At 46.2% G+C, this 11406-nt stretch carries 15 protein-coding genes; 10 read left to right on the top strand and 5 right to left on the bottom strand.

Annotation, left to right across the window (positions count from 1 at the left end):
* Positions 1-45 precede the first annotated feature (45 nt).
* Complete coding sequence (locus AC6I8U_RS06820; RefSeq protein WP_446567396.1) at positions 46-483, top strand: GlcG/HbpS family heme-binding protein; 438 nt, start codon at positions 46-48, stop codon at positions 481-483.
* Between the two features lie 82 nt (positions 484-565).
* Here AC6I8U_RS06820 and AC6I8U_RS06815 read toward each other — a convergent pair whose 3' ends face one another.
* The gene (locus AC6I8U_RS06815; RefSeq protein WP_042472598.1) at positions 566-1048 is read right to left on the bottom strand and encodes a MarR family winged helix-turn-helix transcriptional regulator; all 483 of its coding nucleotides are present in this window, start codon (positions 1046-1048) and stop codon (positions 566-568) included.
* A gap of 117 nt (positions 1049-1165) precedes the next feature.
* Here AC6I8U_RS06815 and AC6I8U_RS06810 point away from each other — a divergent pair, with 117 nt between their 5' ends.
* The 4 genes from AC6I8U_RS06810 (at position 1166) to AC6I8U_RS06795 (ending at position 4018) form a co-directional block, all read left to right on the top strand.
* Entirely contained in the window at positions 1166-2065 is a 900-nt protein-coding gene (locus tag AC6I8U_RS06810; protein WP_498018110.1) for a DMT family transporter, read from the top strand.
* Positions 2066-2283: 218 nt separating this feature from the next.
* Positions 2284-2487, top strand: coding sequence for a hypothetical protein (locus AC6I8U_RS06805; protein ID WP_498018109.1), 204 nt, complete (start codon positions 2284-2286; stop codon positions 2485-2487).
* A gap of 489 nt (positions 2488-2976) precedes the next feature.
* A complete protein-coding gene (locus AC6I8U_RS06800) occupies positions 2977-3207 on the top strand; it encodes a glutaredoxin family protein (protein WP_498018108.1) in 231 nt (76 codons plus the stop codon).
* A gap of 64 nt (positions 3208-3271) precedes the next feature.
* Positions 3272-4018, top strand: a complete 747-nt coding sequence (locus AC6I8U_RS06795) for a hypothetical protein (protein WP_498018107.1) — start codon at positions 3272-3274, stop codon at positions 4016-4018.
* Here the strand turns inward: AC6I8U_RS06795 and AC6I8U_RS06790 are convergent.
* Positions 4002-4871 (bottom strand): LysR family transcriptional regulator, encoded by an 870-nt coding sequence (locus AC6I8U_RS06790; RefSeq protein WP_498018106.1) that lies wholly within the window; start codon positions 4869-4871, stop codon positions 4002-4004. The genes AC6I8U_RS06795 and AC6I8U_RS06790 overlap by 17 nt on opposite strands.
* 104 nt (positions 4872-4975) lie before the next feature.
* Here AC6I8U_RS06790 and AC6I8U_RS06785 point away from each other — a divergent pair, with 104 nt between their 5' ends.
* The 5 genes from AC6I8U_RS06785 to AC6I8U_RS06765 all read left to right on the top strand — a co-directional run bounded on the left by AC6I8U_RS06785 (position 4976) and on the right by AC6I8U_RS06765 (position 8394).
* Positions 4976-6187, top strand: coding sequence for an MFS transporter (locus AC6I8U_RS06785; RefSeq protein ID WP_498018105.1), 1212 nt, complete (start codon positions 4976-4978; stop codon positions 6185-6187).
* 82 nt (positions 6188-6269) lie between these two features.
* On the top strand, positions 6270-6830 hold the full coding sequence (locus tag AC6I8U_RS06780; RefSeq protein WP_042472588.1) for a DUF1415 domain-containing protein: 561 nt from the start codon (positions 6270-6272) through the stop codon (positions 6828-6830).
* A gap of 394 nt (positions 6831-7224) precedes the next feature.
* Positions 7225-7485: a hypothetical protein gene (locus AC6I8U_RS06775; RefSeq protein WP_498018104.1), complete on the top strand. Its 261-nt coding sequence runs from the start codon at positions 7225-7227 to the stop codon at positions 7483-7485.
* 102 nt (positions 7486-7587) lie between these two features.
* The gene (locus tag AC6I8U_RS06770; protein ID WP_498018103.1) at positions 7588-7785 is read left to right on the top strand and encodes a hypothetical protein; all 198 of its coding nucleotides are present in this window, start codon (positions 7588-7590) and stop codon (positions 7783-7785) included.
* Positions 7786-7821: 36 nt separating this feature from the next.
* The gene (locus AC6I8U_RS06765) at positions 7822-8394 is read left to right on the top strand and encodes a nucleoside triphosphate pyrophosphohydrolase family protein (RefSeq protein ID WP_128650266.1); all 573 of its coding nucleotides are present in this window, start codon (positions 7822-7824) and stop codon (positions 8392-8394) included.
* An 84-nt stretch (positions 8395-8478) separates the two neighbouring features.
* Here AC6I8U_RS06765 and btuD read toward each other — a convergent pair whose 3' ends face one another.
* The 3 genes from btuD to AC6I8U_RS06750 are packed head-to-tail and all read right to left on the bottom strand — an operon-like array spanning position 8479 to position 11293.
* Entirely contained in the window at positions 8479-9237 is a 759-nt protein-coding gene (gene btuD / locus AC6I8U_RS06760) for a vitamin B12 ABC transporter ATP-binding protein BtuD (protein WP_498018102.1), read from the bottom strand.
* Complete coding sequence (gene btuC / locus AC6I8U_RS06755) at positions 9221-10219, bottom strand: vitamin B12 ABC transporter permease BtuC (RefSeq protein WP_498018101.1); 999 nt, start codon at positions 10217-10219, stop codon at positions 9221-9223. Before btuC ends, btuD begins: the two co-directional genes overlap by 17 nt.
* A 45-nt stretch (positions 10220-10264) precedes the next feature.
* Entirely contained in the window at positions 10265-11293 is a 1029-nt protein-coding gene (locus AC6I8U_RS06750; protein ID WP_234495816.1) for a succinylglutamate desuccinylase, read from the bottom strand.
* Positions 11294-11406: the final 113 nt, after the last annotated feature.

Raw genomic sequence — 11406 nt, 5'->3', positions numbered from 1 at the left:
CTCCTAGAAGATTTAGCGCAAGCGACTAGACGACGAGGAAACAACATGGGAAGTTTAACTCTTAACCAAGCACTAACGATTATTAACGCCACCTTCCAGGCAGGAAAAATCGACGAATGCGCACCGTTAACTGCAGCGGTTCTCGATAGCGGTGGCAAGCTCATCTCTCTTCAGCGCCAAGATGGTTCGAGTATGATGAGACCCGATATTGCCATCGCAAAGGCATGGGGAGCACTAGCGCTTGGTTGCTCGTCTAGAAAATTAGCGCAAGATGCCGATGCAAGACCTGCGTTTATCTCAGCAGTCAATGTATTGGCACATGGAAATATGGTACCAGTACCAGGAGGTTTGCTCATTCGGGACAAAGAGCAACAGGTGATCGGTGCAATTGGCGTGAGTGGGGATCTCTCCGATGCTGACGAACGCTGCGCATTGATAGGTATTGCCGCTGCCGATCTATTTAGTGATGAGCTAGCAGCATAACGGATGTACTTCTTCGTTTCCTAGACAGGCACGAGCGCTATTCTAGGAAACGAGGCTCAACCACTATTTCTATTGACCTAAACTACTCGTATTGACTTAACCACACCTTCAGTAACTGGTTTGCCTGCTTTTTTTGTGCAGACGTCATGGATTTAACGAGACTTTTTTGCACATCCGCATGCTCTTCAATCAACTTATCAATCAGTATGAGTCCATCTTTTGTGAGTTGCACGGTAACGCTACGACGGTCCTCTTTGCTGTGCTCGCGCAAAATAAGCCCCTTAGTTTCAAGCTTATCAAGACGGTTTGTCATTGCACCCGAGGTCAACATCATGGTGTCAATAAGTTCAGATGGTGTTAATCGATAAGGTTTACCGCTACGACGTAGCGTCGCAAGTACGTCAAACTCTCCGAGTTTTAGGTCATACTTCTTATGTAAATCAGCAACTTTCGTTTCCATGTACTTAGCGATCCGCATGAGTCGTCCCATCATCGCCATTGGGTCGGTATCCAACTCTGGCTTCTGTTTTGCCCACTGCTCGACCACTCGATCAATCGCATCCATTCCAATAATTTCCCACTGTCTTATGTCTGTTCAAACTAGCTTAACATAAAGATACTTTACAGACAGCCCAAAGATCGTTAAAGTGGCGGCAGATATCTTAATGTAAAGATAAATTATATGAACATACTTCTAGCAATGATCCCTGCATTTTTCTGGGGCACAACCTACGCCGTCACGAAGTTCACGCTTCCAGACTGGCCACCAATCCTACTGGGAGCGCTCCGAGCACTTCCGGCTGGCTTGCTATTGCTATTAGTTAGACCGTCGTTACCTAAAAAAGGTGAATGGCAAGTCTTGTTCATCTTAGGGACGGTCAACATCGCGACCTTCTTCGGTCTTATCTTCGTTATGGCGCAGACTCTACCTTCCACCATATCCGGCGTCGGTATGGTGTCTGTTCCTGTATTCGCTATGTTGTACCAATGGTTAGTCAATAAAAAGCGTCCAAGTTGGGTACAAACGCTGAGTGGATTGGCGCTAGTATTGTTTGCGTTCTTCTTGTTTTCACCGGGCACTATTTCGCTCAATCCTATTGGCTTAGGGGCTATGCTCGCCGCCATAATGTGTATCGTAGCGGGCAGCGGAATTACTAAGGCATTGGGCAGTCGTATTCACTGGTGGACCATTCTCACTTGGCAGCTGATTTTAGGCGGTGCCGTACTAAGCATTGTATCAGGCGTTCACGCATCGTTTGAGCCACAGGTTTATCAATCGGTGGTAGCTAACTTCTCAACACAAAACCTCGTTGGTCTGCTTTGGGTTGTCGGTCTGAATACAGCACTGAGCTATGGGATGTACGTTTGGTTACTGCAACGCATGAGTGTGGTTGATTTCACCTTTGGCGGTATTGCAAATCCTATTGCAGGTATCCTTTGCGGTATGGTTCTGCTTGGTGAGTCGTTTACTCAAACCCAATACGCGCTAATGATGGGTATGATCGTAATGTCACTCGTTCCTCAGACCATTCAAGCCGCCAAACACCATAAACTGCAAAACTTAGCGAAACACGGTTCTTGATTAAAACCATTGAGATCGAAAGTGGCTTGAGCTTCTAGAGTTAACTACGCACCAAATGGCCACTTATTCATTACAGTGCGCTCAACATGAAACGACTTGTTCTCGACGTAAAGGATAAAGTTCAGTTCCACACATTGTTTAGCTCTGGCGTAAAATGACAAAACCTCAGTTATCTAGTGTGTGAAACTTCAACTTTAACCACTAAAGAGAACACGCTCATGCAAACTCTAAACCAACTAGCTACTACAGACGCTCTCCTAATCATCAATCATCCCACAGTTAACAGTGACATCAAATTCGGAACACGTGACAGCTTAACCACTGCCTTCGTCACCCTTAAGAACGGCAACATCATTGAAGGTCACGGCTCCACTCTCGAAAGAGCATTAGACAACCTAGCTGAAAAAATCTTCAAGGCATAGAAGGTATCTGTCATGTTCGACTTCAATAACAACAGCGGAAAACAGCCCTGCCCCCAACTTCATCGGTGGGGGTTTGTCGTTTCTTACTGGCATAAAAAAACCACCCTTTTACAGGTGGTTCAGATTAGGCTCACATTGAAACTAGAGTAGCTTTTCAGCAATTTCTAACACTGTCAGAACTATCTCTAGATAGACAAGTGAAAGAACAAGAGGATTTTCCATCCAATTGCCCTCCTTTTAGCTATGTTAGCAAGGTGCCTACACTTAGTATTATTGTTTCGGCAGTCACCTAAGTTCGTGTCAATTGGGGATAATGGCTTCCAACACAAATCCCAAATAGCCATCTCAACTACACAGCTATTGTACCAAGTTCATAAAACGGACACAACATGTGCACTGTCTATATTTACATAAGCAACGGAACAACTAACCTAATGTCTCAAAAATGAGTTATCCTCCTACCCCAAATCCACCAGCTATAAATCTACTATGAAACGGTTAGTCCTATACGTAAGTGACAAGTGCCCTCACTGCAAAGACGCACAACGATACCTAGACAGCAAAGGTTACAAATACAGATTAACTAACGCCAAGATGCAACGTGGCAGAAAGGAACTTGACGCAATCGGCGCTCGCTCATTACCTGTTCTAAAAATTGGTGACCGCTATATGATCGGCTGGAACCCAAAAAACTTTGAGCGTATGTATAACAGCAATTAACGCTTTATTTCCTATACTGCCCCTATCATGTGATAGTTATTCTTAACTGAGATGGGGGCGAACTATGCCAAACTGCTTTTACGGGCGCTTAGCCGTCACCTTCACTACCCTCATATCGGCGCTGCTAATAAGCAAGACAGCAAACGCAACTCTCCCTCTCGACGAAGCAAGAATTACCAATCAGCGGCTCTACAACCTACAGCTCACAGAGGCCGAGTACCCACCATTAAACTGCTTAGCGACACAAGTAGGCAATCAAACCTTACTAGTGCCCGCTCATTGTGTGTTCTCAAGCTCTGACTCAACATTCTACCCATTGCGACACCTAAGGCTTACGCCGCTGTTTTCTCAGGATGACAGGTACACCTACGCATCTGTCGTATCCGTAACCACGGATCATCAGAAACTATCTAACGTCAGCGCAAACGAGGACTGGGCTATATTAGAAGTAGACGCTGAGTTAGGCTGCCACCAGAACCTGCCAACTTTAATCAATATGGCAGGCAAGAAATGGGACGCTGAGCCCGTTCAAATCGCTGTTCTCGATACAGCGCGCGATGTACTGTCTGTTGAGACGTGCTTATTGGATTCCGAAAGCAATGGGAAGCTTTGGCTAACCGAATGCGATGAGCTGAGTGAGGTTGTCTCTGGAACCCCAATTCTTAGCTTAATCGGAGCGAAAACGACGTTAGTTGGATTAGTTACAGACCAAGGCCACGCCGATGGACTCATACGCTATCAGGTGACATCAATAGAGCCCGCTTTACGACGATTAACACCCCAGCAGCTCTGCGCTACATCTGCTTTTTAATAAAGTCGATAAAGCTTCGGTCGGCACGAGACAAATAACCGTCTTTTCGCCACGCTAGCGCCAAGTCGACAAAAACTGGCGGCTCAAATGAAATACCGCGAGTTTCGGGTTCATGCTCGGTGACCAGTTCCAGCAAAGCGGTAATCGCGTACTCATGTTTAACAATCGAGAGAATCATGGGTAGTAGATTGGTTTCAAATGAGAACTTAGCTTCTATTTGCCTTCTTTTACACTCTTCGTCAATAAAGTCTCGATGGAAATAACCTGGTTTAAACATCACCAGTTCTTCGTCAAAAAACTCATCAAAATCCAACGAATCTCTTTGAGCAAAAGCATGATGTTGGCTGACGACTGTCACCATTTCGGAACGAAATATCTGGTCAACTTCTAAATCATCAGGCACCTCTTTGTTTCTAATCACCCCAAGGTCAATCTCACCACTGAGTAGCATTCTGCGTATATCTTGCGTGCCCGCTTCGACAACCGTCATTTTAAGATGGGGATAAGCCGTCTTAAATGCCATCACAATCTCTGGGAAAAAGTACGACCCCATCATACTGGGCGTGCCTAGGCGTACTTCGCCTTTCAAAAGTCCCTTCATCTCATCCACTGCAAGCTTCGCATCTTCGACCTGCTGCAAGATCTTTCTTGCATGTGGTTCAAGTGCTCGACCTTCTTGTGTCAGGCGAACTTGTTTGTCGAGTCGGGTAAATAGTTGAATACCGAGTTGCTGCTCGAACTTGCGAATTGAAATACTCAGTGCAGGCTGGGCAATCATCACGGCTTGCGCAGCGCGGGTAAAATTCTGATGATCGACAACGGCGAGGAAATGCGTGATCTGCTTAACGTCCATTATTGATAAAATATATTCAAACCATATTTTTAATATATTTCATTAATCCAAACTGCAATGCTAATTTGATCACATAGTTCACCATTTAGCAGTAAGGCTTCACCGTGATTGAATTGCACTCCCCTCAATATCGACGAATTACTCTCGCACTCGCTTTGGGTTCGTTTCTGGTGTTTTGCAATTTGTATATTTTCCAGCCAATCTTGCCACAGTTAAGTGTTCATTTCGGTGTGTCTGAAACCGAGATCAACTGGGTATTTGCAGCCTCTACGCTCGCACTATCTTTATGCCTTGTGCCTTGGGCAATCACCTCTGAAAGTATCGGGCGTCGCTCGGTAATGCTAGGGGGATTACTGGCTCTGCCTGTCATCGGTTATGCGATGATGCTGACTGAAAGCCTAACCGCGATCGTCTTTTTGAGAGCTGCAATGGGGGTCGCTTTAGCGGCATTTGCGTCAGTCGCCGTTGCCTACATGGTAGAAGAACTCTCACCCGACGCCTTCACCAAGGCTATTGGCGGTTACATCGCAGCGAACTCCCTTGGTGGTATTGCCGGACGAGTCGCTGGCGGCGTGTTAACCGGCTACTTTGACTGGAAAACCGCGGTGTTTGTTATCGCTACGTTTACCTTAGTGTCGGCGTTAATTGTCGTCACGATACTGCCAAAACAGCAGCACTTTAAGCCGGCCAGAGGGCTTTTCTATCATCACAATCGAAGTTTAGTGGCACATATCTCAAACCCTACCGTTTGGGTAGCTATGCTGATTGGAGGCATCAACTTCGCTTTGTTCGTTAACCTGTATTCAGTTATGGGATTCCGCTTGGTTGAGGCGCCACACAACCTTCCTCTCGCCCTTAGCTCGCTAATTTTTCTGTGCTATTTGGCGGGAACGCTATCATCAAAACTAAGTGCAAACTGGCGCAAGCGATACCCACCTATTCCAGGGATGGTATTGGGTACATTCTTAAGCATGCTGGGCATGCTGGTCGCTTTATTTGAATCCATTCCTGCCATGTTGTTAGGGTTACTCCTCATTAGTGGTGGTGCATTCTTTACTCACACCCTCGCCTATGCATGGGTAAGCCAAAAGGCGACACATGCGAAAGCGACAGCAACAGCGCTTTACTTGGTCCACTACTATATCGGCGGAAGCTTAGGCGGATTTTTCCTACTCTATTGCTGGCAAGTCGGTCGCTGGCCAAGCGTCGTTGAGGGAGGTGCTTTACTCTACGCCGCATTGTTCGGGCTCTGCTACAGGTTATATCACGTCGATCAACGTAATACGCTCTCAGAGAAGCCCATCAAGCACGCTTGATAATGGCGCCAGCCGCGAGAAACGTTCGCTATCGACCGCTTAGCAGCATATAATTGCCATAGTGTTAAGAGTGGTAAGTGTTATGTCGTTACGTGAAGAAGTAGTAAAGATCGAGCAACAAGTTCAGCAATGGTTAAAAGAGGTCGTGATCGGGTTAAACCTATGCCCTTTCGCCGCTAAACCTGAACGCAATAAGCAAATTAAGACCTTTGTTAGCCTTGCAGACAAAGAGGAAGGGTTACTAGAAGACATTCTTAGTGAACTGATGCTGCTAGAGCAAACAGATGCGCGAGATCTAGAAACAACATTAGTTGTCGTGCCTAAGATGCTGCATGATTTTGTCGATTACAACTTCTTCATCGACTGGGTTGAAGCCTTGATAAAACAAAATGGCTGGGAAGGCATTTATCAAGTCGCGACCTTCCATCCTAACTACTGTTTTGGTGGCGCTGAACCTGAGGATCCAGAAAACCTCACCAACCGTTCACCATACCCCATTTTCCACCTTATTCGCGAAGAAAGTATGGAGCGAGTACTTAAACACTATCCCGATCCAGAGGCGATCCCTGACAACAACATTGCACGTGTCAGTGAACTCGACGAACACGAGCGAAAACGATTGTTCCCTTACTTATTCTCCTAGGCACGATCCGTCATAGTTGCGTTTATCTTCTACTTGCAATAGATAGCGTCAATATTAGGTTGCGATAATGTAGATACTCAATAGGCAATGCCACTGCTAAGGTAGTGGCATCTATCCGACTTTGAGCATCATTATGAAACCTTGGATCAAGTTTATTCCGCTTTGCCTTTTAGTTAGCTACGTGATTATTTATGACGTTGTCGACCAGTACAATCACAGCCAACCGGCTTCACAGCAAACTGTCATCGAACAAACAAAGTAACTGCTATTAATCGTCGGGATTACCTATCGGACTTCAGAGATCAGACGGAACTCTTACATTCCTTCCCTTCCCTAACGCCAGTTCAATTGATAATCTTCACAAATCATTAATGACCATCAATAAGAATTACCAATGGGTCTAGCGCTCACTATTTTTACTAATATCGGTGATAACGGTGTTGAGTTGGCGAGTTACCAAGCCCCTTCTTCATCACATGTACTAGAAGTATGGGACAAGATTCCTCGAGCAAAAGAAGTCACCCTGCACTACCTTGTTCTTTTGGAAGGTAACGATCATATAGATAGTAAGTTTATCGACGCTAAATACGTTGGGCAACTACTGGAGATGTGGGGAAATTTTGATAGTTTTTATCAAGAGTTCCAAGAAGGTTAAAAGGCCACCTCGAAAGGTGGCCTTTAAATACGACGACTCGGGACCCTAATCCGAAACGTCGTTTTCCAAAAAGTACGTGTACCTTTTGAAACTGGGAATAAGATGGTCAGCCCTAACGCCTCCCATCTCATCAATATTCGTATCAATGGTGAGATATTATCCACTCAACCATTTGAATTGTTTGGAAATATTAACCGTATTCCGACTTTAAAACAATATCTGACGCCGCTAATCAGTGTAGTTCAATATCCAAACGCCAAGAAAATGCTCATCGGTGTAGCGAATGGCTTCCCGCTCTGATAGGATCTTGTCACCAATTATCAAACAGCAAAATCGATGAAACTAACCAAACTTACCCAACCGATCTTCGATCACCTATACCGCGACATTACTGAGTTCCGTACTACATTTGATTTGCCTGTGAATGATGCAGAGTCGCTAGATGATGCCGCTGACACTCTACACAGCTCGCTGGCTATCGAAGAGATGACCGAACTGGCAGAAGCGGACAGTAAAGTAGAACAAGCGGACGCTATCATCGATTCAGTCTATGTTTTGATGGGTCGTTTGGTTCACCTAGGCGATAGCAAAGTCGAAGATAACGTTGCAATTAGCTATCTGATTGAACTGCTTTTGCACGTGGCTGCCAACCGCGATATCGACTTCATCAAATGCTGGGATGAGATTCACTCCAGCAACATGAGTAAAGTATGCCGTAACGAAAGCGAATACCAAGAAACAGAAGCGCACTACGCTGAGCAAGGTATCAAACTAATGGCGGTGACAAAGGGTGAGTACATCATCGCGAAGTGTGCAGAAGACTTTGTGTCTGAAGCGAAGACTATTCGCAAAGGTAAGGTTTTGAAGTCGGTCTACTACCGCCCTGCTGATCTTTCGCCACTGGTTTAATTGCTAGTGTGAGTTGAGCTGCAATCAGCGAGTCAGCTAAAAAAATAGCAAAACGGTCTCTATATTAGAGACCGTTTTTCATTTCTATTCATTGAAGATAAGCAAGGGCTTTCCCTCAAACTCAATCTTTTTGGCCGTGGTCTTGTAAACCGAACTGATGTTCTCTTCCGTCAGCACTTCTTCGCTCGTCCCTACTGCCTCCATTACCCCATTTGCGAGCAATACTACGTAATCGGCACGTCTCAGAGTGGTATTAAGGTCGTGATTAGCCACAATGACCGATGTTCCTTGGCGAGTAACGATATCTATCAGCTCATTTAAGTATTTTTCTTGACCAATATCCAATGGTGCTGCGGGTTCGTCTAGAATCAGAACTCGAGCCAGAGGGTTGATCGGACGCCAAACCTGTAAACAGCATGCGGCTAGCCGAACACGCTGCCATTCCCCACCCGATAAGTGATGGACCGTTCTAGACAACATAGTGTTGATATTGAGTAGCTCAGTGATCTCCGCTATCGCTTGATTGAGAGCCTCATCTGAACACTGCTTATTGCTAGGGATCGACAACGACAGAAATTGGTAAACGGGCATGTTAAACGCAGGTCGCGCGGACTGAGCAAGATAAGCACGCAGTAAAGCGATATCGGGGAGTGACATTTGAGCCAAATCCAAGTCGCCCACTTTAATGGAGCCTTGATAGCTCATCACACCGGATAACGCAGCGAGCAAGGTGCTTTTTCCGCTGCCATTCGGACCAATGATGTGAGTAAGCTTCCCTTCGGGTAATGAGAGGCTAACGGGTAATAAGCGAGTTCCAACCGATAAGTTATGAGCTTGTATCATGGCTTCTCAATAGCATCCAAATAAACACGGGCGCACCGATAGTCGTCGTCATAACGCCAACAGGGAGTTCAGCTGAATCAAGAACAGTGCGCGCCAAGATATCTGAAACAACTAGCAGTGCTGCGCCCGTCAATGCAGACAGCGGCAGCAAATACCGATTCTCTGTTCCAAAAGACAAACGAAGCAAGTGTGGTACAACAAGACCAACAAAACTAATCACTCCGCCAAGAGCAACGGAGCCGCCCACGAGCAATGAAACCGCTAAAATCAGCTGCCACCGTATGCGCATAACATCGACGCCAAGCTGTTTCGCATGGATCTCGCCAACCATGAGTTTATCGAGTATCGTCCCCTTCAGACACAGCCAAATCCCAACGGGTATCATCACCAGAGTGAGAATATGTTGATACCAACTGACGCCCCCGACGCTTCCCATTAGCCAGTACATGAGCTGACGAATACTCAAATCATCACTAAAGTAAAATGCCCAAGTGACCACTGCACCCGATAGTATCCCAAGCGCCACGCCCACCAGCAGCAAACGAGTCGTTGTCAACCTGAGGGTTCTCGCCATCGATACCAAAATTAAAGTAAAGCCTAACGCACCTGCCACGCCAGCCAGCATAAACCCTAGCGGAGTTGCGGCGGCGGGAAAGGCGAATAGGATCAATACCATACCTAGACTTGCCCCACCCGAAATACCAAGCACACCTGGCTCGGCAAGGACGTTACCTAACAGCACTTGCAAAGATGCCCCTGAGAGAGCGAGCGCCGCGCCAATTGCAGCGGCCGCGAGTAGCCTTGGTAAACGCAAGTCGTAAAGAAGCCGAGACTCAAGTGCAGTTTGCGGTGAGAAAGGATTGATGAGTATCTCACCCACGGAGAGATGAAGAAAAGCGCAACCTATTAAGACGCCAAACATCACGAGCATAAGCGTGTGCCAGCGCCTCTGGTTTTGATTCAGTAACTGATTGAATTCCATTAGAGAAGCATAACAGCAGCGCGAGAGAACGCCACTGCTTTTCGATTAATCGTAGACCAGTTGGTCATCCTCATAGCGAGTTGCGACATTAACCACCATAAGTGCAGCGCGTTGACCAATCGTAACTTTACGATTTGGGAATACGATCGCCTCGTGATCATTCTTCGCCATTAGAGGTTTATCACCATCGTGACCAAAAACTTCACCATGTTTAAACTCGGTGAAGTTCTCAACGTTATCATCAAATAGGAAGTCGAAGTCATCGTGATGGCGCACTATCGTGCGAGAGACGCGATACATGATTGGTGCTTTTGCTAGGTGCTCTGGCTGCTCCGCTGCGAGCAAATCACGCGTTGCTAAGTCAAAGGCAAGCAGTTTCTCTAGATCGTTCTCACCAATTCTCGCCACACGACCAAGTTCCATAGTTAATGCTTGAGCGCCGTAGTTTTCTGCAGAGAACCAACTAAACGTGCTTGAAGGTGCGTTAGAGAGCAAAACAGCATCCATATGAGCGCTTGCTACATAGTCAAATAATGCTTTGCTACGAACTGCGTGGCGCGTTTTAGGGCTCACAACAAATGAGTAGTGCTTAGACTCACGAATCGCACAGTGAAGGTCAAGGTGCCAGCGACGCGCTACTGCCGTATCTTGATAGAAAGCCTCTACAAGTTGCTTGAGATGTTTTGCTATTGCCACCTCTCGATTAACCGCACGCTCTTTGTTACCAAATAGTCGGTTGAGGTTTTCATCGATAAAACGAGTATGGCGGTTGGTCGCCTCAGGATGAGCAATAATAAAAAGACAGCGCGCTTTAAGCTTCAAAAAGCCCGATGCGATGTCATCGACCATTTTATCTACCAGTTCCATAGGCGCGGTTTCATCGCCGTGGATGCCACAAGAAATGATGATGTGCTCGCTGTCCTCGTCCATGTGACTCGGTGTGACTTCAAGAACGCCACGGTAGCGATGATCTAACTTCACACCGTCTGGTGTGGTTATTGATGTTGCGGTGAATTCAGTTTCGGTTTCTAAAGTATCTTTCAGAAATGATTGGCGAAAAAACGATTTCGTCATGCGCTGCTCCCTATCTAACAGCGGTATGGTAATGAAACAAGACAGAAAATTATACGGATATGATCGCGTTTATCGAAGTAAGTCGCGCTTCTTTGAGATAAAAACTCCAATCT

Source organism: Vibrio sp. KUL80 (assembly GCF_059725495.1).
This window is presented reverse-complemented; position numbering and strand designations above follow the sequence as displayed.